Here is a 24054-nt window from a genome sequence, read left to right on the forward strand (position 1 = left end):
CGTCGGTATCCACTGTCAACCCCCGAAAGGCCCGGGGAGCACGCGGTCGAAGGCCAACCCGGAGCGGGCCTCTCCCCTGCCGGTGGTGACGCGGCGGGCGTGCCACACGACGGGGGTTCCGTCGTACCTTCTGGCTCGGCGAAGCAGCCCCTGCACCTGCACCCCGGCGCGCGGCACCTCCTCCTCGTGCACGTAGTACGGGGCCAGCCGGTTGTCGTCCTCGTCGATCCCCTGCCGGAGGATGGAGGTGAGCGGCCGGATCAGCGTGTCCTCCTCGCCGATGGTGCGACGAAGGGTGCCGCGCTGCAGCTGGATGGCACGCTGCTGGCCGTCCAGGTGGACGGGGATGAACGGGATCCAGTTCTCGGCCACCTCAGTCTGCAGCGTGTACCGCAGCAGCGCACCGGACGTCGGCACGGGAAGCGTGTCCGCCGCGGGATCCAGCTGCCGACGCAGACGCCGCGACGCATCAGCCGCGTCGCGGGACGCACCCAGGCCGTCGGGGATCCGCTGCTCGATGGCCCACACCATGTCCGCGGTCTCGTCCCGGACGAAGGCCACCTGCTCCAACGGCTCGCCGTCGGTGATCTGCGGCAGGGTTCGGGGCAGGAAGAGGTGCTGCGGCAGCGGTGCATGCGGTGCGCCGGAGGCGCGTGGCGACAGGCTGAACGCATCCCAGCCCGCCCAGTCCGTGCCCGCCGGCTGCACCGTCGGGCGAACGAGCGTGCGCCAGCCGAAGGTGTCGGTCACCACCACGCCCTGCAACTCCGCGACACTGCCCACGGGCTGCCGGCAGACGATGGTGAACCAGTCGTTGCTGTAGAGCAGCGCGAACTCGCTGACGACAATGCGGGCGACGTCCGTGGCATCCGCGCTGAGCCGGCCGAGATCGACGGCGGCGTCCTCGAACTGCCACCAGCGGGGCTTCGGCATGCCGGGATACTCGGCGGGCACGGGGATGACGGTGCGCACGTCGACGGTGGCGGGCTCGTCCCCAGCCACTGCGCGCGTGGCGCCCTGGTCGAAGGAGTACCAGTCCAGGTGTCCGCCCACGTGCTCCGCGGCGGCCAGCTCCGTCTCGGCGTCCGGCCTGGCGACGGTTCCAGCGACGGCGTACTCCAGCTGATCCCCCTCCCACCGGCTGCCAACACCGTCGACGTCCGGCTGCGCGTAGGTGGCCTCGAACCAGGCGCGGTACTGCCGCAGCACGTCGCACACGATGGTGGCCCAGCCCGGCGGCAGTGCGGCCGCAAAGTCTGCCGGGAGCATCGCTACCGTGAGCTCAGGCGGGGTGAGCTCGTAGGCCCGCACCCCGTCGACGCTGCGGCCGCGCAGTGCCTGCCGGGCTCGCGCCGCGCGGGGGGCGGTCCGGTCGCGCGCAACCCGGATCGGATCCACCGGCTCACCGTCCAGCGGCCCGTAGAACCGGTAGCACAGCTCGCGGAGCACCTGCGCGTCGTAGCCGACGACGCCCGCCAACGCGGCGTCCATCCTGCTCAGCAGCGTGCGGCCGAGCCGGGCGCGCACCACCAACGGGAACGCGATGGGCAGCCGCTCGGTGACCACGTCCACGCCGTCGTCCGGGCCGGCGCCGGGGACGGCCATGGGGTGGACGTCACGGGCCAGCGTCGCGAAGATGGCCGATCCGGCGTCCGCGCCTGCGAACTCGCCGAACTGCCACTGCCGGCCCAGCAGGAAGAACGGGTCGGCGATCGCGGCCGAAAGGGTGCCGGCGAAGTCCACCTGGCGCGCTCGGGGTTCGAGCCGCGACCAGACCCGCAGCGGCTCGCAGGTGGGTGAGATGAAGGCCATCGGAGCTCCTACGGGTTGTTCTGATGGAAGTCGAGGATGACCCGGTCTCCGGCGGCCTCCGAGTCGAACGCGCGCGGCACCACCTCGCCGATCAGCAGCGGCAGCAGCTGGCCGTATCTGCTGGCGCCGATGTGCTCCACCTCCACGGTGCGGTTGCGCGCCAGTTCCAGCGTGTCGTGCAAGGTGGCGGCGAAGTCGGCGAGCGTCCAGGCCTGGTCCCGCACCGGCGGCACGGCCAGCAGCACGGCCTGCGGCGCGGTGGCGTCGGGCTGGTCGTAGTGCAGCGCGACGCCGGTCATCTCTTCGCGATAGGGGACGGACTCGCTCCACTCGTCGACGAGCAACGCCGTCCCCGACGCACCGGCCACCGGCAGGTGCTCCGCGCCGAAGATCGCGACGCTGACCCTCCCCGCGAGTGCCGCGGGATCGGCCACCCGCCCACCCAGCCACGGCTCACCCGCAACGTGCGGCAGTTGCGCCACAGACCCGGCCGACGACCCGGCGCCCAGCGCCTCCGCGAACACCTGCAGATCGGCCAGGTCTGCCGCACCGCGCCGCACGGCCGCAGCGCCTTCGAGCCAGCCGTCCAGCTCGTCGGGAGCGACGAGGTGCGCGTCGAGCGCGGCCTGCAGGTCGGTGCGCACCGCGTCGAGCCGCACCCGCGGCACCAGCGTCAGGCCTTCGCCGAGCAGGTCCCGCGCCGCCTGCAGCCAGGCTGAGGCCGGGACCGGGTCGACGGCCAGGGTGGCCGACGCGGCGCGGCAGCGCGCCGCGAGGTCGAGGAACGCCGCCTCGGCCGACTGCAGCAGCTCGGTGCTCACCTGCACGCGGGACAGGAACCGGCGCGGCAGCCCCACCCGGATGCCGTACGCCTGCGCCGCCTGCGCGGCGTCGTGCCACGCGTCGCGCGCCGCCCAGAGCCGGTCGAGCCGCGCCTGCTGCTCGGCCGCGGTCTCCTGGGCGCGCCACGTGCGGTGCACCCCCAGCCACACCGCAGGGTCGGCATCCAGCACGGCCGGGTCCGGGGCTGCCCCATCGGCGAGCAGCTGGGCCAGCCGCAGCGCGTCGGTGGCCGCGCCGTCGACCAGCCGCTGCGCCCTGACCGCGAGGTCCGCGACATCCACGCCGTCGCCGGCCGTGGCGGTGAACTCGGGTGCCGCGTAGTCCGACGCCTCGGCAGGCTTCGACGTGCCGAGCAGGTCGACGGCCGCCTCCAGCAGCGGCGCCACGTCGGTGATGCTGCGGATGCCCGGGCGCCACGCCTCGGCTCTGGCCGGCTCGATCCGCCACGCGTCGGTGGCGGTGCTCTGCGCACCGTCGGAGACCGGCACGCCGGGCTGATCCGGCGGAAGGTCGGCGGGGCGGAGCCGGTCGAGCACCCGGGCCGTCAGCGATCCCACCGCCGCGTCGAAGCCGTCGGCCATGAGCGCCACGAGGTCGAGCGGCTGGAGCCCCAGTTCGGCCAGCGACACCTCCGGGAGCGCGGTGCCGGGCGGCGTCGCGTCGGAGGTGAGCCGGATGCGGATGGCCGACGGGTCGCCCAGGAGGCCCCCCAGCCAGTGGTTGACGGACGGCTCGAGCGCGGAGCGCGCTGTCGTCGGCACGGCGTCCCAGCCTGGCGGCCCCGTCACGGGTGCCGCGGGCAGCGCCGGCAGCTGCAGGATCAGCGTGTGGCTGACCGGCAGGCCGGTGCGAGGGGTGTCGACCACCTCGGGATGCGGGATGGCGGTGCCCTCCGCCAGCGCGCTCAGCACCGCGGCGGCGCGAGCGTGGTTGCCGCGCACCAGCTGGTGCACGGTCTCGCTGGTGGTGAGGTCGCCCAGCGCGTCGAGCGCGTCGGCGATCGCATCGATCCCGCGCAGCACGCCGGTCAGCTTGTCGGTGTCGGTCAACAGCGGCAGCGCCCCTGGCTTGGTTCCCCACGGGTAGCCGGCCGGGCGCGCCCAGAGCACGCTGAACAGGGTGCCTACGGCGCCCGGCGCGTTGTCCTCGACCCAGTCGAGGATGGTGCGCACGAGCGCGAGGCCGTCGACGACGTGGCGCGTCGGCTCGGTGACCGCCGCGGCCGCGGGGTCCACGGCCACCACGGTCGGATAGGCGCGGCGGAGCGGGAAGATCGCGGCGTCCAACTCCACCGCGTGCGGCGTGTCGGGGCGCGCGTAGTACTCGTGCAGGAAACGCTCCAGCCGGTAGCCCAGCAGCGCCCCCAGGTCGTTTCCGGCGCGCACACCGTCGATCAGGGCGAGCGCCACGCGCACCCGCTCCGAGGACAGGTTCACCGACATCTCGTTGCCGAGCGAGCCCTCGGCCTTCTGCGAGCGGTAGGCCGCGCGCAGGATTGCCGCGGTCACCGCATGCGACGGCGACGGCGTCTGGATGAAGCCCTCACCTGACGGGTCGTCCATCAGCGGCCGGCCGGGCAGGCCGACGAGCGCGGCGGGCACACCCGCCGCGGACGGCGCACTCCGGCTGGGTCGCAGATTCTCCACCCAGCCGTAGGCGCCTACCTGGGCGCCTCGCGGCCGGTCCGCACGCATCGTGCGCAGCCGCCGGTGCGCCAGCGCGCCGATCCACGCGTCCAGCCGGTAGCTGCCGAGGTCGAGGTGCTCGCGGGTGAGCGCCGTCATCCGCTCGGCGGGGAGCGCGGCGGAGGCCTGGATGGCCGCGTGGTGCTCGGCCATCACCGGTGGCCGCTGCGCGGTGACGATGTCGTTCATCCAGCGGTGCCGCAGGTCCGGGGGCACCGCGGCGCCCGAACCCGACAGCCGGACCAGCTCGTCGACGGACGCGAACAGCAGCCCCCACGCCGATGTCCTCGAAAGAGTGCCGTCGGACCACGTCTGGTACACCGACGAGGTGCCCAGAAGCGCCAGCTGATCGTCCGACAGCACGCCGCGGGCCACCAGGATCTCGGCGGCCGCGCGCCGCGCCTCGGCCAGCAGCGCGTGCCGCACCAGCAGTTCGGCGAGGCCGACGTTCGAGAGATCCTGCTCCGTCCGGTCGCGCAGCTCGGCCGGCGAGAGGGTCAGGAGGTTCGAGATCCAATGTCCGGTGCCTGGGCGGCCGCCGGACGGTGCGCTGGAGACGACGCCCTGCAGCGGCCACCGGCCGGTCAGCAGGCGCAGGCCATACGCGCGCGCCGCCGAGAGCCGGTCCAGCACCGGCTCCCATTCGGGCGCGACGCCGCCGGTCACGGCATGCCGAGGGTGGACGGCAGCGGGCAGCCCGAAGGCGACGCGGAAGACGGTCTCCAGGTGCTCCATCAGCCCGAACGGGCCGAACCGCGCGGCCGGGTTTCCGCCCTCCTTCGGGGGGATGCCGAAGCCCAGGCCGAGGTCGTGCTGGCCCCGCGCCTCGCCGCGGTCGGCCACGTTCACGGCGAACCGGTAGCCCGCGGCCACCGAGGAGGCCTCGAGCCCGAGCATGCCGAGGAAGTGCTGTTGGGCGTCGAAGCCCGGCGTGCCCACCTCGGGGCTGTGGGCGTGCCGCACGCCCGGGTGTCCGTCGGCCCCGCGGCGCAGGTCCGACCAGTCGCGGTGCAGGCCGCGGAACAGCTCCACCAGCGTGTCCTCGAAGCGCTGCTGCCGCGCGCGCACGTCGGCGGTGGCCGCGTGCAGCCCGGAGTCGCGCAGGTCGGCGCGAAAGCGGCTGAGCGCCACGGCGGGAAGGAAGGCGTAGGGCTGGTCGTCCACCCGGATGGCGGGCACCAGGCCGCGGGCGGACACGTCGGCCAGCGCGTAGTGCCGCAGCCGATCCCGCGCATCGCGGCTGACGAGGCCGCCGGCGAGTTCCTCCAACGCGTGCCCGACGGTGCCCGGATACAGCACGCGATTCGCAAGCAGGGAGTCCTTGGCGTCCGTCCCGCCGGCGCCCGCGACATGGGCCACCACATCCGCGTCGATGCCGAGTGCGGCCGTGAATCGGCTGCCGTCGGAGTCCGGTGAGGCCAGCGACGGGCCACGCTCGATCGGGAATGCCGCGTCCGGGTCGTCCGCGGTGGAGAATCCTGCGCTCTCGGCCTCGGTGTTGTTGGTGGGTGTGCCGACGGGCAGCAGGGAGAGACCCTGGCCCGTGTAGTGGTGGGCATCGAGCATGGCGGTGAGCCGGTCCTCGCCGTCAGCGGCGTCGCCGTCGGCGAGTCCGAGCACCAGGAGTTCGTCGAAGCCGCGCTCGGCCTGCTGCGGCGTGAGGGTCAGCCGAAGAGCCATCCCCTTCGCCTCGGCCTCGTCGAAGTCGGTCATCCACCGGATGGAATCGGGCACGGCCAGGATGCCGTCGTCGTCGAGGCTGAACGTGTCGTTGGCAGGGTCGAAGCCCAGCGCGAGGGCGGGCGGAATGGGGCGCCCGGCGCCCACCAGCTCGCCTTTGCCGCCGTTGACCGCGAAGACGGCGAACCGGTGCGGCAGCACCGACGACGACGCGGCCCTCGTCCAGGTGCCCGGCCGGGTGGCCACCTCCGGGATCTTCGGCTCGGGCGCCGGCTCGACCGGGATGAGCCGCACGCGGCGCGCGAGCCCCTTGACCTGTGCGGCCCATTCGGCGGGCACGTCGACGAAGGTCAGGGTGAGCCCCTCCACCGCCGCGTGCAGCGTCGCCAGCCGGGCGCCGATCGGCCCGATGGCGGCCTCCGGGAGCTCCGCCGCTGCCACGACGGGCTCCTCGATGGCTTGGAGTGCCTTGGCCACGGCGGCCACCTGCCGGGGCGTCAGGTTCTTCCCGAGCCTCCCCACGGGCGGGCGCCGGTCGCGCAGCATGGGCTCGCGGAGCACCGGTAGGTCACCGTCCAATCCGGCGAGCCGCTTCTCGCACGCCGTGATGGCGGCGTTGATCGCCTCGGCGGCCCGGGCACCGGGCGTGGGGCCTGTCTCCGCGGGCTCGACCGGCTCGGTGGCCCGGGCCACCCAGGCCGCGCGACGCGTGCTGCGGCCCACGCAGAGCGCCCGCCACGCGCCCAGCCGCAGCTGTTCGTCGGCGCCCGCGGCGGCGGTGGCAGCCCAGAAGTCGGTGCCGTCGGAGCGCTCGGTGACGGTCAGCTCCTCCTCGTGGCTGTCCACGGCCAGGGGTTCCGGGTAGACGCGGACCAGCAGTTGGTGGACGGTGCGGGTGGGCCCGGCGACGGCGAAGACGGTGGTCGCGGCGCGCAGCGGCACCGCCGCGTCCAGCTCGGGCCGGTCGCTCGGGGTGGCCGCGATCTCGGCCCTCAGCTCGGCGACGCCCGGGCGGCCCGCCGCCTGGTCGAGGCGCGCGAGGAGATCGGCCTTCACGGTCCCGGGCAGCACGGCGATCCCCGCCGCGGCCGCTCGCACCGCCGGGTCGAGCGGCGCCGTCGGATCCGCCAACCGCGAGGCCACCAGATCGGCCGCCTCCGCGGAGGCCACCAGCTGCGCCCGGTCCAGCCTCAGCACGCGCTCGGCACCGAGCGCCTCGGCGGCGGTCCCGTCGTCGATCACGACGCGTCTCGGCGGCATCCTCAGCAGACGCGCCGCGCCCGAGCCGAGGTCGCGGAGCTCCGGCTGCAGCGGGCCACCCAGTGGCGTGCGACCCAACTCGCGCGCCGCCCGCGCCCCCATCGGCAGACCCAGGTCGGCCACCAGCCTCAGGGCCGGCCCGACGCGCTTCTCCACCATCCGCAACACGCCCTCCGCCGCGGCGCTCTGCGCCTCGATCCGGCCGACGTGCTGGGCTCGCTGGTACTCGGACCGCAGCCCGCTCAGTGCTGTGCGGCCGGCCTCGAAGGCCTCGCGCGCAGCGGGCACGGCACGCGCGAGCCGCCCCTGCTGCTCGGGCGTCCCGGTGAGGATGGGCTGCTCCAGGTGGACCCGCATCGCCTCGATCATCGCGGCCAGCTGATCCAGGTCGGCGGTGGCGGCCTTGTAGAGCGGCGTCTCCACCGTCTCCTTGAACGTCTTCTTCTCCTTGACGGTGCCGCTGAGCCGGGTGGCATAGGGCCGGGCGCCCAGTCGCTTCAGGACGGCGGACAGATCGTCGAGGTGCCGGAGCAGCTCGCTCAGGTGGTCGCGCTCGTCCGGCACCTCGGCGGTGGCGAAGCGCGTCTCCACCCGGAAGGGGATGAGCACCGCAGGAACCCGCGGGTCGAGGCCCGCGGCCAGGGCGGCGAGCGTGTCGACGGCCTCTCGCGTGGCGGGGTCAGGGGTCAGGGTCGACCAATCGACGGCGTTCGTGCTCACAGCGTCCTTCCCCTCACTCGACCGGCAGCATGTCGGTGGCGTGCCTGGCGAGCCACACCGGGTTCTGGCAGAGGATCGACGCCATGTGCGCGGAGGTGGCACCCCACGCGGGCAAGCCGGCCGTCGTGGGGACCAACCCTGCGTTGGGGCCCACCAGCACCTGGGCAGGCGGCCGCCCGTCCACGGGCTGCAGGTGCTTCCAATTCGCGTCGTTCCAGGTGGCGAGCGTGGGTGGCGGCGTATTGGAGTCGTCGTCGAGGTCGAGCCCGAAGCGGAGCTTGCCGGGGCGCTCCATGAAACAGAAGAAGAACCCGGCGTCCGAATCGGTGCCGGCGGCGGCTTCCGGGGTCAGCTCGAAACCGTACAACGACACGTCGGGCTCCAGACCGCCCCGAATCACCGGGTAGCGGATCTCACCGTCGGGCGCGAGGGTCCGACGCCGGGCCGCGCCCTGTCCGACGTAGGCGCCGCGCTGAGCGAAGACGACCGTGTCGGGGAACTTCACCAGCAGTTCCGCGCGCACCACGAGCACCAGCAGCCCGGAGAGCTGCGGAGAGTTGCTCCCCAGGTCGCGTTCCCAGCGGTGCAGCTCCGGGACGTCCGGCGGGCGCGGGTCGCCCCCGTCGGCGGCATCGGCCGCGTCGAAGAACCGACGGAAGGGTGTGCCGCGCTGGTCGGTGGGGTACTCGTGCCAGAGCAACTCGCGGGCGAACTCGGTGTTGACGCCTGCGAGCATCGACTCGATGAAGCGCACGTTGGGCACCATGAGCGCGATCGACTCGGCGGGCAGGCCCGCGATGTTCGGGATGATGTAGTCCTGCCCCAGCTGGCGCAGCGGCTCGAAGAGCGGGTCGTCGAAGATGGGATAGGCCATCACCGGCGTCAGCCGGCGCTCGCGTGCGAGGGCGGCAGAGAGTTCATCGGCACCGCCCACCACCGACGCCACGCGCGCAAGGACGGTCACCCGCGGCGCCAACTGTGTGGACACCTGCTGGGCGAGAGCGGTGAGCGGGGTGAGCGCCGCGGCCGGCGGCGGGATCGGGCGCGCGGAGGCGAGGGCGGAGAGGTCCGTGAGAGCGACGGCGAAGTCGGCCGCGGAGCCCAGGCCCGCGGTCGGGGCGACGGTGGCGAGCACGGTGGCCGTGTCCGGCGCGATCACCGCGCCGAGGTAGCCCTTGCCCTCGATGTGCGGGCCGTAGGTCGTGGTGAACGCCGCCGCGGGGATGCGCAGCACCGTCGGGGCGTCGCCCGCGCCCACCGTCACGGCGGTCACCGCGTCGATCAGGGCGATGGCGTCGGCGCGCAGCGCCGCATTCGCGGGAGCGGCCGCGGGGAACCCATCGTCCAGCCGGGTGTGCAGCGCCGCTCGGAGCTGGTCGACGGTGAGCCCCGCCAGGGTGCCCGCCACCCGCTGGGCTTCGACCTCCTCGCCGACGAGCACGGGGAACACGTCGCGGCCGCGCGGCGGCTGCGCGGCGACGGCGGCGACGGCCTGCTGGACGAGCGTGGGCGCCACGCCGAGGACCGGATCCGGCGCGGGCGGCGCGGCGGAGACGGCCGTGCCGGGATCCTCGTTCAGCCGGCTGAGCAGCCCCGCCTCCAGCCCGGCGTGCATCGTCTCGGTCAGTGACCGGATGAGGGGGCGAGCGGGGCGGGTGATGCGGCGGAAGGCGGGAGCCTGGGCCGCCACCGGCACGCGGCTGGCGTCCACCTGGCCGCGGATCGTCGTCTCCCCGGTGGCCGCGGCACGCAGCGCCGACTGGACACCCGCGCTCAACCCCAGCATCCGGTCGGGGCCGGTGTGCGCGATGTGCTTGGCGTAGACGCGGTCGCTGGCGGTCATCGCGAGGTCGGCCTCTCGCAGCCGCTGGTTGACCGCCTCCAGCTCCTCCACCTGCGCCCAGGCGCGCTCCATGTACTCCTCGTCGCGCTGCCGCACGATCTCGGCTCCCAGGCCCGCGGCGGCCCGGTTCCTCGGGTCGAGGTTGAGCTCCGCCACCCAGCGCACGTCCGCGGTGGTGGCGTCGGCCACCCGCTCCAGGCCCACGTGCTTCTTGCCGTAGGCGGGCGGGGTGACGATGGGATCCTCGCCGCTGTCCGCGCCACTGGCCCGCACCTCGACGGCCAGGTCCACCAGCTCCCGCAGCTGGTTCGCCACGGGAGCACCGGGCGAGGCCGGGTACGGCGTGCGGCCGTCGAAGTCCACGGGGGCGAGCGCTCCCTCGAAGCCGACGGTGGTGCCGGGCGCCACCTCGACGCCTGCGCCGGGATGGGAGATGTCGAGGTCCCGCGTGCCGAAGCTCTCGGCCGCCACCCGGAAGGCCTTCGGACGCCGTGCGAGTACCTCGAAGTCGGCCAACTCGCCCGTCTGGAAGGCCCAGTCGAAGAGCACCGGGAAGACGCGGGGCTGCCCCTGGCCCCAGGACGGCTGCTGCGCCGCCACCGTGCCCGGGGCCGGCGGCGTGCCTAGGCCCGCGAGGCGGCCGGTCTCCATCGCGGGCACCACGAAGGCCCGGTACGCGGTGTTGCGCTCGAGCCGCCGCGGGCTGAGCAGCCGTGAGAGCGCGAGGTCGGGGGCGGCGGTCACGCGCGTGTCGAGCGCCTCCCCCGGGTCGCCGCCGCGCAGGTCGCCGTGGGCCTGCACGTGAGCCCAGGCCCAGGTCTCGGTGACCGGCGGCAGCGGTGCAGCGTCGGTCACGGTGAGGATGGCGACCTCGCCGGGGACCGGCGTCACCGTGTACTCGCCCTCGGCGAGCACGAACAGCGCGATCCACGGCCGCAGCCGGTGGTCGGCCGTCGCCCGGGCCGGCGTGTAACGCCACGGGAAGTCCTCGTCGTAGAACTCGAGATAGGCCAGCTCCCCCGGGGTGGCGTTCAGGCTGCCGGACACCGGCATCACGCGCAGCACCGAATCGGGCCGGAAGCTCTTCACATCGCCCGGGCCCACCAGCGAGACGGACTGGTTCACGGCGACGGGGGCCACCGTCGGCGCCCCCGGCACGGGCAGCGATTCGACGGTGAGCGACGCGGTGAGCGTGGCGCGGTCCTTGGGACCGGCGTCCGGCGCCGCGCCCAGGTGGTCGACCTGGTCGACCCGCGTGGCGATACCCCGCCGTGACCACGGCAGGAAGCTGTACTCGGGCAGTTCAAAGGACAACCTGCACCTCCGGGACGATCTGGAACTGGCGCCCGTCGGCGGGGAGCGCCGCGAGCCGCTGCTCCGCGTCGGTGCGGCTGAGCAGCATGGTCTCCGCCGTCGCGGGGAGGCCGTCGGGGCCGAGCGGAAGGAGCGAGTCCTTGGCCGTGACGGCGAACAGCGGCTCGGCGACCACGGCCGTGCGGACCGCGCCCCGCTCGTCGCGCCGCGCCCGCAGTTTCGACGACGCGGACGCCGCGATGGCGCCACCGGCCACCAGGTGCGAGAAGTTCAGCCGCGGATTCACCGATACCGGCGGCGGCGTCGGAGCCTCGGGATCGGGGTCGTCGATGACGATCATCTCGTAGGACTGCGGGTGGTGGAGGACGAGGTCGGCCGCCAGCGACTGGCCGGATCCGGCCCGCACCCCATGGGGCCGCTGCTCGAACGCGGGCGCCTTCAGCAGGTCGGGGTTGGTGTTCGACGCGCCCGCGAAGGTGGACGGCGAGAAGGGCGCGGTGACGTCGTCGAACGCGACGGGCTCCGGGTCGACGGTGCCCAGCGAGAAGCCCGTGATAGCCACGCGCCGCACGTCGCTGGGCGGAGTCTTACCCACCAGCCCGATGTCGGTTTCCAGCGGCAGCAGGTTCTGCCGCACCGAGAGCAGGCCGGCGGCGTCCACCACCAGCGCGCCCTGGGGCGGCGGCAGCAGCGCCACGCCTGCGGCCGACGAGGAGGCCAGCTCGGCGCTCCAGTTCGAGGGATCGCGCAGCTGGTCCAGCAGCCGGGGCAGCACGGGCTCGGCGGGGATGCTCGCCTCGTGGGCGTCACCGAACGTCGCCTCCACCTCGATGGTGATCGAGAAGAACAGGATGCGGAAGCTGGCGGTGCCGTGGGCGTACCAGGGGGTCGGCCCGCGCAGCTGCAGCCTGAGATCGATCGAGCAGATGTCGCAGCCGGCCGCCGTGATGGCCAGCTTGCCCCACATGCAGGCGTCGATCAGGAACGGCACGAACTGCACCAGGACGTCGAAGCCGAAGTCGCCGCTGATGGAGAACCCGTCGATGCCCGCGAAGAACTCCAGCCGGGCGCCGAACTGGATGGTGTTGCTGGTGATGGCGAAGTACAGCGTGAGGGTGAGGCGCGGGTTGTCCTTGAGCAGCGAGAGGGTGAGCCGGCGCATCGCAGGGAGCTTCAGGTGCGCGGCCGGCGAGTAGCCGGGGTGGAAGCCGCCGACGGAGATCACCAGGTCGGGCTTGGCTCCCCAGCAGAAGCGCACCGCGATGTCGCCCTCGAGGCTGAGCTTGAAGTCGCCGTAGCCGATGAACGAGTCGTAGATGGAGGCGTCGAAGTACAGCAGCCCGGCACCGATGTCGATGCCGCCGATGAACGCCACCTTGAGGTCGACGACGGCCTCGCTGGGCGTGGGCAGCGCGAGCCGCAGTACTCCGAGCAAGGCCACGTTGGGCTGCGGTGCGATCTCCAGGATGAGACCGATCTTGAGCGTGACCAGCGCCGGGTTCATCCACGTGATCATCCCCATGGGGGCGATCAGGAAGTGCCCCTCCTGCACCGGGAACGACTCTTCGAGATCGCGGATGATGACGTCGATGCGGTTGACGACATCCGTCGGGAACAGGATCGAGTCGGCGGTGCCGGTGCGCAGGCCGTCGCGGATCCGGTCGACGTCCATCCCCCGGTTGAGGCCCAGCAGGCCACCGGCGCCGGAGAAGAAGAAGCCGTAGCCGAGCGGGATGGGCACGGGGAGGGAGACGGTGATCAGCATCAGCAGCGAGAAGCCCGGCGTGCCGTCGGCGTTCTTGGTGGTGACGATGCCGATGGCGGTGAGCGAGAACTTCTCCAGCAGCGCGATCTCGAGCGCGCCGACGTAGCGGCCGCGGGCCTCGTCCACCAGCAGGAAGCCGCCCAGCCGGATGGTCGAGGTGTCCAGCGAGAAGCCCGCACCGTCCGGCGGCTTGAACGACAGCACTGCCCCGGAGCCGGAGATGGTCACGCGCAGGCCCACCCGGTCGACGGTGACGGCGATCGGCCCCAGCTCCGCGTTTCCCGAGAGCGCGGCGGTCACGGTCGTCGGGTCGCCGAACAGGGCCGCCAGGTACAGCTCACGCAGCAGCACCACGTCGAAGATGTTGAGGTTGAGCGGGAAGGTGAGCTCGATGCCGTTGTCCAGGTTGCCGGGGCCGCCGTACACCTGAAGCCGGTCGTCGTGGTAGGCCACCGCCATGGTGAAGCCGGCGCCGAGCTCCTGCGGAATGAGCTTGGCGACGAACGAGTCGCCGTCGCTGCCGTTCACGCGGACGGCGGCCTTGGTGAGCTCCACGGCACCGCCGAGGCGGTCGACGGCGAACCGGGGCCGGCGCGCCGTGGGATCCCAGAAGTCGAAGCGGCCGAAGAACAGGGCCGCGATGCCGCCCAGCCGCACCACGCCGTCGTCTGCGCCGAACAGCGGGTGGTCGTCGTCGGCTCCGGAGATCCTGAGGCCCAGCCCGGAGACGTCCAGCGCGGGCGCGGGCGCCACCGGCAGGGCCGGGTCGTCGGAGGGGCCGATCACCCACGCGGTGATGCCGCGGCTCTCGCCGATCCACTCGTGCTCGCCGAAGAGCAGCGAGACCGAGACGTCACCGGGGAAGCGCACGGCCCCGCGGAGCCGGATGCCGAGGCGGCCGGCGTCCTCGGCGAAGGCCAGCGCCAGGCCATCGGTGAGTTCCACCGCCACGCCGGACAGGGCCGCCTTGAGCGTGCCCAACCCCATCACGGCGGGCTCTGGGAACGGGACGGCGATGCGCAGCTCCCCGTCGGGGCTGGTGAGCAGGCGCGCGCCGTGCAGGATGCGCCGCGAGGTGGGTCCGCTCGGCCAGAGCGGCTGGTCGAGCAGCGCTTCCACCTGCGGGATCACGTAGCGGGTGATGAGCGGCAACAGCCAGGAGGCGGCCAGCTGCAGGCCGCCCTCCGGGGTGAGGACGAGGTCCGGCACCGGGGCCAGGACGATCGCGACGTCGTCCTCGGCGGCGGCGCCGAGCGGCAGGATCCGCAGCCGCACCCGGTCTCCTGCGAGGGCGAACTCGGCCTCCGGGGTGAACCAGTCCAGCGGCTCGCCGGCATCGACGCGCACGCGAAGGAGACCCTCGAGCGCATCGAGGTAACCGAGCCGCGCGGCGTCGATGGTGAGGGGGCCGGCGTCGAGATCGGCGAGCGTGACCAGCACCTGCGGGTGGCCCGCCGCGCCCCAGCCCAACTCGGCCCCCAGCAGACCGCCGCCCGGCAGGTCCATCTCCCAGCGCAGCCGGTCGCCCTCGCGGCGGACGCGGTGGCCGGGCGGGAGCACGATCGGGCCGGGAGTGGCGTCGTCGGGAAAGAGCCGCTGGAGGTGGCCGATGAGCAGCGCCGGGTCGGTGACCTGGTCCTCGAGCCAGCCGGGGTCGAGCATGTGACGCACCCGCTCGGCCTGCGCCGCCCCGATGAAGCCGCCGGCGGCCGGGTCGTAGATGCCGAGCGCCTCCGCCACGTCCAGCGCGACGTCCAGCACGGGATGGGGCGGGCTGGCCGCCAGCGCATCGGTGATCTCCTGCAGCACCCTCGGCACGAGGGCCGTGGCGGTGGTGCTCAGCAGGTCGCCGAGCCCGGAGACCGTCGGGAGCAGCTGGATCGGCCCGACGTGCTCAGGCGTGACGACGAGCCGAACGCCCGCGGCGTCGGCACCGAAGGCGATGCCCAGGGTGCCCCAGTCGCCCGGGAGCGCGAGCGTCAGCGCGATGGTGCCCGAGGGCGTGACCCGGACATCCGTCGGCAGCGGGCCGGTGCGCCGCAGGTCGAGCCCCAGGTCGACGGCCGCACCCACCACATCGTCGCCGAGGGTGCCGCTGAGCTGCAGGTGCAGCGGGTCGGTGCCGCTCGCAGTGAGCAGCATCCCGCCCGGCAGGGCGAGGCCCTGGCTGTCGTCCAGGCCGAGCGCGTCGCCGATCGAGCGCAGCAGGTCGTTGATCCGGTCGCCGTCGAGCAGCCCCTCGGGCGTGACCAATCCGCTGGCGTCGCGCAGCCAGCCCACCGGGTCGCGCACCAGGGCGCTGATCGGCCCCACGGTGATGCCGCTCTCCGCGCTCTCGTCGAGGACGGCGGCCACCACGGCCGAGACCGCGAGATCAGGGATGAGCTGTTCGAGCTGGGCGGCGAGCCGCGGCGGGTCGAACGGACGCAGCACCATCGGTTCGGCGAGATAGGGCGAAGCGGTGGCGGTGACCGTGCCGTCGGCCGACCGGCGCACGGTCACGGGGCCTGCCGCGAGCGAGGCGTCGAGGGTGACGGCGAGGGTGCGGGTGTCGAGGTCGAGCCGACCGGCGAGCAGGAACGGCCCGGCCAGCTCGATGGCCGGCGTGGTCTCGAGCCGGATGGTCATCGTCGCGTCGTCGAGGCTGAGCCTGAGCGGCAGCTCGGGTAGGGACACCGATAGCGCGCCGGGGTCGAGGCCGCCGAGGTCGATGTCCGTCAGGTCGGGGTCACCGACGATGGCCCGGAGCGCGGCGATCAGCGCGGCACGACGTTCTGTCAGGGTCCTGGTAGGTGCGGTGGCGAGCGCGAGGATGCCCTGGACGGAGGCGCGTCGGCCGTCGGCGGTGGCGACCAGCGCGCCCGCGGCCTCCAACAGGTTGAGCGCGGCGTCGGCCGCCGGGTCGTCGGCGGCGGAAAGCTCCGCCACGACGGCATCGAGCGCGGCACGCAGGGCCTCGTCGCCCAGCGCGACCACATCGCGCACCGGCGTCGCGTCGATCGAGGCGTCCACCAGCCGCAGCCAGGGTCGGATCTCCGGCCCGGCGGTGACGGTGACACCGGCCTCGACGCGGCGCACCCGGGCGCCGAGCGGCCCCTCCGCCAGCATGCCGTCACCCACGAGCCAGCCATCGGGCCGCGAGGTGGTGGTGCTGATGGTGACCGCGGTCGCGGGCCGCGGAGGCTCAGCGGCATCCGGCGTCAACCGCAGCCGAGCCAGGTCCACCCGCGCGTCGGCGGCGAAGACAACGCCGTCGTCGTCCTCGGCCTCCGGCGTGGCAAGGCCCAACCGGACACCGAAGCCCAGGTGCGTCGGCGGCGCTCCCCCGGCGAGGCCGACGACGGTGGAGCCGGCGAGCAGGCCCGGCAGGTCTCCGCCCAGCCGCGAGCCGATGGCGAACCGCGGCACGGCGTCCACCAGGCCGAGCTCCGCGCCCGCGAACCAGCCCGGCCGGACGGGCCCGCCCCAGCCGCCGCCGGAACCGTCGAGCAACCCGGCCAGCCACCCGACGGTGCCGCCGAGCGCACTGTCGGCGACCGCGCCGGCCACGGCGGCGGCCACCCGCACCGCGTCCGCGGTCAGCTGATCGGCGAGCGGCAGCAGGTCGGAGCCGGCGTGCGGGCTGCCGATGGTGATCAACCCAGCGACAACGTCCGGCTGCGCGGCCGCGAGGGCGCGCGCGACGACGCCCGCGGTGGAGTGGCCCACCACGCGCGGCGCCTGCCCGGTGAGGGCGCGGATGCGCTGTGCGACGGCCCGCAGCTGATCGGTCTGGCTGACGGCATGGTCCGCGGTCAGGTCCGCGGTGTAGACGCGGGTCACCGCGGTTATCCGGGTGAGGTCCACCTCGGCGGGGTCGGGCAGAGCGCGCAGGTCGAAGTGGTGCGCGAGGCTCGGCGCGGCACCGGTGAGGGCGAGCACCAGGTCGTCGTAGATGGCGTGGTCGGCGAACGGCGGGGCGACCAGCAGGATCGGGGCGGCGCCCACCAGCCGGGTGACCACCTGGCTGATCACGGCCGGATCCTTCGGCAGCAGCGCGTGCGGCGTGGCCACCGTGGCGCCGTGCTCCCAGCCGTCGGGCAGCTGCGAGGCCAGCGGCACCAGGCCGTCGCTGTCGGAGAGCCACTCGGCCAGCTCGTCGAACCCGAAGGCGACGGCGTCCGGGGCACGTCCACGGAGCGAGGCCGCGAGCTGGGGGCGGAACGCGGCGGCCTCGGCCAGGAAGCGGGCGAGGAGGTCGCCGTCGGACACCTCGTCGGCGGCCTGCGCGATCAGGGCGATCCACTCCGCCGGCGGCCCGGCCGGGTCGAGCCAGACGAGCGCGTCGACGCTGGTGACGCCCTCGGACGGATCGGCCGTCTCGTCGACGATCGGGACGACCCACGGGTCGTCGTAACGGCCCGAGCCGGTGATCGCGAGCGCCGTCGACAGCTCTCCCGGCAGCAGGCTCCGCAGCACCCGCAGCGCCTCCACCACGAAGGCGCGCCCGCCGTCGGCGACTCCCGTGAGGAGCCGGCGCAGGTGGGCGCGAAGCGCGGCCGGCGGGTCGTCGAGCAGGCGCCGGAGCGAGCCGGCACCGGTCAGGAGGTCGCTCAGTAGCGGCCAGTCGGCAGGCAGATCCGGGAGGTCGCGGTGCAGGCCGAGCAGAGCGGCCAGGGCATAGGCGGGCTCGCCCGACCAGGAGCGCAGTGCCGAGCTGATCAGCTGGCCGAGCAGGCGGATGGCGTCGTCGCCGAGGCCGAGATCGTCCAGCGGGCGCGGCAGCGTGAGGTCGAAAGCGCCGAAGGCGGTGTCGTCGACGGTGACCGTGACGCCCGCCACCCCCACCTGCCAGACGGGGGCCTCGCCCGGCCGCCACTCGGCACGGGCGCTGAGCAGGCCGGACTCGAGCGCCAGGCCGTCCAGGGTCATCGGGCCGTCGGGCGTCACGCGGAGGCGCAGCTCTGAGCGGCCGACGAGGGCGACGGCGCCGTGACCGGCCGCCGGCAGGTCGAAGGCCAACAGCTCTACCAGGAGCCGCCCGTCGAAGACGCCCTGCGTCGCCTGGGCGAGGACGCCGAGCCGGAGCCGCTGCAGGCCGGCCGGGTCGGCGTCGGTACGGGCGTTCCAGGCCGCCAGCGCCAGGGTGACCGGCCCCTCGGTGGCGATCGGGGCGGTCCACGGGTCGTCGACGGTGCCCGCCCCGCCGATGTCGGGGGTCAAGCCGGCCAGCAGCGCCACCTGGGCGAGCATGTGCTGCCAGGGATGCGCGGCGTCGGCCAGGATCTCGCGGTGCAGTCCGGCGAGCGCCGCCGTGGGGCCGCGACCCAGCGCGGCCGGGTCCAGCAGATGCGGCGTGGTGGGGTCCGTGTCAGGCCGCCGCAGACCCACCAGCGTGAGCAGGGCACGCGCTGCGGGGCTGTCACCGAGAGCGTCCTCGAGGATGCCGCGCGCTGCGTCGCCCACCACGCCGACGACGGCATCCGCGTCGGTGAGGTCGACTGTGCCGTGGTCCTGACCGTCGATGACGACCCCGCGGGCCTCGAGCCATGGCGTGAGAACGCCGTCGGCGAGCCGGAACCCGGCCCCCAGGCTGCCCACCTGCAGGACGGGGGCGTTGTCGACGAGGAGGCCGGAGGTGGGGGCCACCAGGCCGACCGTCACGTCGGGCACCAGCTGCGTGAACCGCGCCGGCGCCGCGGGGTCTGCGCCGGGCGCCGGCAGCGGGATGCGCAGCACTGTGGCCGCGGCCGAGAGCGCGACGGGACCGGCGTCCACCCTCGCGTCGACGCCGACCACGAGGTGGCGGTCGGCGGTGGCCTCGAGCACCAGGAACAGGTCGAGGACGTCCGAATCGACGAGGCGCGCCCGGAACGGCTGGCCCGTCTCGCCAGTGCCGACCACCTCGAGGTCGTCGCCGATCAAGCCCGCAAGATGCGTGGCCCACGCCGTCAGGGTGTCCGGGCTGTCGACGACGTCGACCAGCCAGTCCAGCGCGGCCTCCGGCCGGGCGAACAACTCCTCCAGCGGCAGCGGAGGCACATCGCCGTCGAGATCGAGCCCGAGCAGCGCGAACAGGTGCTCGCCGAGCCGGGCCAGCTGGTCGTTGTCGCCCGCCTCCGCCACCAGCAGGTCGATCACCTCGCCCAGCAGGAGCCGGAGCGCCCGCAGCAGGTCCCGCCCCATCGTCGCCGAGTCGATGACGAGATCGACCGGATCCCCGCCACCAAGGTTCACGTCATCGATGGTCACCCGGACAGCCGCCTGCACGCCGAGCGGCGCCGCGTCGTCGGCATAGACGCCGACAGCGGCCCCGATTCGCGACAACGGGATGTCCGGGCTGGTGAAGCCGACGTCCACCCCGACGAGCAGCGGCCCTTCCGCCGTGACCGCTATCGCCTCCAGTTCGTCGGCCACGCTGACCAGCGGAAGACGGACGGTGCCGCGCACCTGCCCCACGCCGTCGCCCAGGTCGCCGCTGTGCAGGGCGGCCGCGATGCCCACCACGTCGTTCTCGACGGTGAGGTACAGGTTGCCGACCTCCGTGTCGAGCAACGGGTACCAGCCCGCCTGGCCCGGGTCGGTGGGAAGTAGTTCGTCGAGCAGCCGGAGCAGTGCCGCACGCTGGACGGGATTCGACAGCACCCTGCGGATCGCCGCCAGCGGATCCTCGAACCAGGTGGAGACGAGCTGGCCGTCGTCGTCCAGCACGCCGATGGCGGTGAGCAGGCTGGCGGTCTGCGGGTCGACCCCGACGGTCAGCGTCATCGCACACCCCCGAATCCGGCGCAGAGACGCCATGGCATTGGGTTCGACCACCGGCGTGGTGTCACGGGAAAGGTCGACTTCGTGACGGCGTCTGTATCAGGGGAGGGGGCGCGACGCAAGGTCAGCCTAACTCCGGATGATCACCCCGGACAAGGCCCCGATGACGAGAGATTCCGCAGGTAGCTGGCACCTACTGCGGACCCTCTTACGAGTGGGTATCAGCTGCGGCGCGGATCAGCCCCAAACGGCGACGAGCCACTAGCGCGCCAGGCCCAGCAGGCCGTCGACGTCGATGTGGTTCTCGATCGCGTCGGCGACCGTCTCGATCATCGACTCGCGGCCGGCGGCGAAGCCCGGGGCGTTGCTGCGGGGCTCCCAGTCCTTGCCGGCCTGGGCGGCGACCTCCCGCAGCCAGGCGCGACGGAACTCGTCGTTCTCCAGCGAGCCATGCCACATGGTGCCCCACACCGAACCGGAGCAGACGCCGTCGAGGAACGGCTCGTGACCCTCGTCGACGAGGCAGCGGCCATGATGGATCTCGTAGCCGTCGACGTACAGCCCGCGCCATTCGCCCTCGGGGCGGGCGAGCACCTTGTCGGGATGGAAACGCACCTCGACGGGCAACAGCCCTAGTCCCGGCGCGCTTTCCAGCCGGTTCTCCACCCCGTCGACGATGGTTCGGGCCAGCATCTGGTAGCCGCCGCAGATGCCCAGTACCGGGCGCCCCTCTGCCGCGCGGTGCTCGATCTCGGCGGCGATGCCGGTCTCGCGGAGCCAGGCAAGGTCGTCGATCGTGGAGCGCGAGCCCGGCAGCACCACCACATCGGCCCTCGCCACCTCGACGGGATCGACGGTCACCCGCACGTCGACGCCGAGCTCGTGAGCCAGAGCGTCGACGTCGGTGGCGTTGGATATTCGGGGCAGACGGACGGCGGCGACGGTCAGCTCGGGCCCGTCGGCGGCCGAGCCGTCGTGCCGCCACCGCCCCACCTCCAGCGCGTCCTCACCGTCGATCCACACCCCGTGCAGCCACGGCAGCACGCCGTAGTTGGTGAGTCCGGTGCGGCGGGTGATCTCGTCGAGGCCGGGATCGAGGATGGCCTGGTCGCCGCGGAACTTGTTGATTACGTAGCCGGCGAGCAGCGCGCGGTCCTCGTCCTCGAGGAGGGCCCAGGTGCCGTAGAGCGACGCCAACACCCCGCCCCGGTCGATGTCGCCGACCATCACCACCGGCAGATCGAAGCGCCTGGCCAGACCCATGTTGGTGTAGTCGCCCTGGCGAAGATTGATCTCGGCCGGCGAACCGGCGCCCTCGCAGATCACCAGCTCGTGGCGCTGCGCGAGTTCCTCGTAGGCGGCGTGTGCGGCGTCGGCCAGGTGCCGCCGGGAGGTGGCGTACTCCCCCGCCTCCAGCGCGCCGGCGGGCTGCCCGCGCAGCACGACGAAGCTGCGCCGGTCGGTGCCGGGTTTGAGCAGCACCGGGTTCAGTATCGACTCCGGCGTCACCCCCGCCGCCATCGCCTGCAAGTACTGGGCGCGACCGATCTCCGACCCGTCCAGGCACACCATCGAGTTGTTGCTCATGTTCTGCGCCTTGTACGGCGCGACGTCGATGCCGCGTCGCCGCGCCACCCGGCAGAGCCCGGTGACGAACAGCGACTTCCCCGCGTCAGACGACGTCCCCGCGATCAGCAGCCCGGTCATCGACCTCTCCCTGGCTCGTTCCTCACACCAGCTTCCCCCTCACACCAGCTTCCCCCTCACACCAATGTCCCTTCACGCCCCACCTCACAAGCCCCACCGCCACCCGCATTCCCGGAAAATCGGCCAATGGCCGATTCTCGGCAACAGACACCGAAAAATGGGCCAATGGCCGATTTTTCTGGATTGCGGCGCTGTGGGCAGTGGCCGATTCTCGGCAACAGACACCGGAAAATCGGCCATTGGCCGATTTTCCTGGATTCGCTGGGTGGCCGAAGGGCGGCGGCGCGGAGAAGGAGGGGGAAGGAAGGGCAAGAGAGAGTGGGGTCATGAGGGGCGCCTCAGGGAGCGGAGGACGAGGGCGCCGGCGGCGATGCCCGTCGCGAGCGCGGTGACGGCGGTCACCAGGCGGGCGGCCTTGCGGAGCTTGCGGGCGTCAGGGCGCGGGCCGTCGCCGAGCAGCGGGCGCTCCTCGGTGCGCGAGAAGTAGACGTTGGTACCGCCGAGCTGCACGCCCAGCGCCCCGGCCCAGGCCGACTCGCACCAACCGCCGTTCGGCGAGGGGTGCTTGCGGCAGTCGCGCCGCATGATCCCGTAGGCGCGGGCGGAGTCACCGCCGACGACCCACGCCAGCCGACAGGCCAGGTCGCCGGTGATCCGGGCGGGTAGGAAGTCGAGGGCATCGTCGAGGCGCGCAGCGGCGGTGCCGAAACGCGAGTAGCGCTCGTTGAGATGGCCGACCATCGCGTCGAGGGTGTTGACGGCCCGGTGCACCAGCAGCCCTGGAATGCCGGTGATGGCTCCCCAGAACAACGACGCCACCACGGCGTCGGCGGTGTTCTCGGCCATCGACTCGACGGCGGCCCGCGCGAGTTCTGGCTCGTCGAGGTTGCTGGGGTCGCGTCCGCAGAGGTGACCGAGCCGGCCGCGCGCCGCCTCCAGGTCGCCGGCGTCCAGGTGGTCCGCCATGATCTCGCCCTCGGCGGCGAGGCTTCGGGCACCGAGGACGGCCCAGGTGCACACCGCCGTCGCAACCACATGGGCAACGGGATGCGAGCGAGTGACGCGCTCCAGGACGACGCCAGCCAGCGCGACGGGGGTCACCGTCGCGGCCACATAGACAGCGCCGTGCGCACGGTCGTCCGCATAGAGATATGGCTCCGACTTGGATGCGAAGGTGCCGAACCAGGCGACGGGATGGTGCTTCTTCGGGTCGCCGAAGACGGCGTCGGCGGCAACGCCCAACGCGATACCCAAAGCCCTGGTCATCGACACATCGGCCAACCTAGCAGGGCAGCATCCGGCAGCCGAGGCCACCCCGACAGGTCAGGAGTTGAAGCGGTTCTGGGTGGCGACCAGGCCCTCGCGGACCAGCACCTCCACGGCATCGCCGGCGACGGCGGCGTCGACGCGCATCGCATCCAGATCGGAGGGACGCATCTTGGCGAGCACGTAGTCGGCGGCGGCCTGGCGGCCGGGCGGGCGACCGATACCCACGCGCACCCGGTAGAAGTCTCCGGTGCCGAGGTGCTGGCGCATCGACTTCAGGCCGTTGTGACCGTTGTCTCCCCCGCCGAACTTCACACGCAGCCGGCCGGGATCGAGGTCGAGCTCGTCGTGGATCGCGATCACGTGATCCGGCGCGATCTTGTGGAACGCGGCGACGGCGCCCACCGCGCGGCCCGACTCGTTCATGAAAGTGGTGGGCCGCACCAGCACCAGCTTCACGGCGTCGACCCCCGGCGCGGGCGGCAAGGTCACCGTCGCGATCTGGCAGCGCTGCCGGGAGTTGAGCACGAAGGAAGAGCCGTAGCGATCCGCGAGGTCCGCTACGGCCCAGAACCCGACATTGTGCCGGGTGGGCTCGTAGGCCGGGCCCGGATTACCGAGCCCGGCCACGAGAAAGGCAGAGTTGCTCACTCCGCGGCGGCTTCTTCGCCCTCAGCCTCGGCCGGAGCCTCGGCGGCAGGCAGGATGACACCCAGCACGAGGGCCTCGGCGTCGTCCATGGCCACAGCACCCTCGGGGAGGGCCACGTCGGCGACGGTGACATGCGCGCCAACCTCAAGGGCCGCCACGTCGATCTCGATCTCGGTGGGGATGTTGGTGGCGGAGGCCTCGATGGAGAGCGACTGCAGCTCCTGGTTGAGGATGCCCTCGCGCACCTCGCCGACGATGACGATCGGGATGTCGACGGTGACCTTCTCGCCGGCCTTCACCAGCAGCAGGTCGACATGCTCGATGATCGGGAGGATCGGGTCGCGCTGGACCTGCTTGGGCAGAGCCAGCACGGGCTTGCTGTCACCCTCGATGGTGATGGTGAACAGCACGTTGGCCTGACGCAGGGCGAGGAAGGTCTCGCGACCCGGCAGGGTCAGGTGAACGGGATCGGTGCCGTGGCCGTACAGCACGGCGGGGATGTCGCCGGCGCGGCGGATGCGGCGGGCAGCGCCCTTGCCGAACTCTTCACGACGGGTGGCCTTGAGCGAATGATCAGCCATGTCTTCTCCTCTAAATCTCTATGGGCATACACGTGCCGAGCGAAGAGAAGCTAGTCGATAACGGACTGGGTGAGTCTCCGCGGAATCGCGGCGTCTCAGTTGTCCCTCGCCAGGCGCCCGCCTAGTTTAGCCCACCGCCTCCGAATCGCCGCATCTGCCGGATCGCGCAACACCGCCGAATGG

At 73.1% G+C, this 24054-nt stretch carries 8 protein-coding genes; all 8 read right to left on the minus strand.

Annotated features, from left to right (window positions below):
* Nucleotides 1–15: 15 nt before the first annotated feature.
* Nucleotides 16–1812, minus strand: a complete 1797-nt coding sequence (locus tag P0D62_RS11675; RefSeq protein WP_275702728.1) for a hypothetical protein — start codon at nucleotides 1810–1812, stop codon at nucleotides 16–18.
* An 8-nt stretch (nucleotides 1813–1820) separates the two neighbouring features.
* Nucleotides 1821–8000 carry a hypothetical protein gene (locus tag P0D62_RS11680; RefSeq protein ID WP_275702729.1) on the minus strand — a complete coding sequence of 2060 codons (6180 nt, stop codon included), beginning with the start codon at nucleotides 7998–8000 and terminating at the stop codon, nucleotides 1821–1823.
* Between the two features lie 13 nt (nucleotides 8001–8013).
* Nucleotides 8014–11157, minus strand: coding sequence for a hypothetical protein (locus P0D62_RS11685; RefSeq protein WP_275702730.1), 3144 nt, complete (start codon nucleotides 11155–11157; stop codon nucleotides 8014–8016).
* Nucleotides 11147–19669, minus strand: coding sequence for an alpha/beta hydrolase (locus P0D62_RS11690; RefSeq protein ID WP_275702731.1), 8523 nt, complete (start codon nucleotides 19667–19669; stop codon nucleotides 11147–11149). Before P0D62_RS11690 ends, P0D62_RS11685 begins: the two co-directional genes overlap by 11 nt.
* A 258-nt stretch (nucleotides 19670–19927) precedes the next feature.
* Nucleotides 19928–21373 (minus strand): cobyric acid synthase, encoded by a 1446-nt coding sequence (locus tag P0D62_RS11695; protein ID WP_275702732.1) that lies wholly within the window; start codon nucleotides 21371–21373, stop codon nucleotides 19928–19930.
* A gap of 324 nt (nucleotides 21374–21697) precedes the next feature.
* A complete protein-coding gene (locus P0D62_RS11700) occupies nucleotides 21698–22639 on the minus strand; it encodes a cobalamin biosynthesis protein (RefSeq protein ID WP_275702733.1) in 942 nt (313 codons plus the stop codon).
* Between the two features lie 57 nt (nucleotides 22640–22696).
* Entirely contained in the window at nucleotides 22697–23290 is a 594-nt protein-coding gene (gene pth / locus P0D62_RS11705) for an aminoacyl-tRNA hydrolase (RefSeq protein WP_275702734.1), read from the minus strand.
* Nucleotides 23287–23871: a 50S ribosomal protein L25/general stress protein Ctc gene (locus tag P0D62_RS11710; protein ID WP_275702735.1), complete on the minus strand. Its 585-nt coding sequence runs from the start codon at nucleotides 23869–23871 to the stop codon at nucleotides 23287–23289. Before P0D62_RS11710 ends, pth begins: the two co-directional genes overlap by 4 nt.
* Nucleotides 23872–24054 lie beyond the last annotated feature (183 nt).

Source organism: Tessaracoccus caeni (assembly GCF_029211185.1).
GTDB lineage: Bacteria > Actinomycetota > Actinomycetes > Propionibacteriales > Propionibacteriaceae > Arachnia > Arachnia caeni.

Bases quoted from the DNA above. Each gene is read 5' to 3' on its own strand.
- P0D62_RS11675 (WP_275702728.1), bottom strand. From the start codon at position 1,812: ATGGCCTTCATCTCACCCACCTGCGAGCCGCTGCGGGTCTGGTCGCGG.
- P0D62_RS11690 (WP_275702731.1), bottom strand. From the start codon at position 19,669: ATGACGCTGACCGTCGGGGTCGACCCGCAGACCGCCAGCCTGCTCACC.
- P0D62_RS11695 (WP_275702732.1), bottom strand. From the start codon at position 21,373: ATGACCGGGCTGCTGATCGCGGGGACGTCGTCTGACGCGGGGAAGTCG.
- P0D62_RS11700 (WP_275702733.1), bottom strand. From the start codon at position 22,639: ATGACCAGGGCTTTGGGTATCGCGTTGGGCGTTGCCGCCGACGCCGTC.
- P0D62_RS11710 (WP_275702735.1), bottom strand. From the start codon at position 23,871: ATGGCTGATCATTCGCTCAAGGCCACCCGTCGTGAAGAGTTCGGCAAG.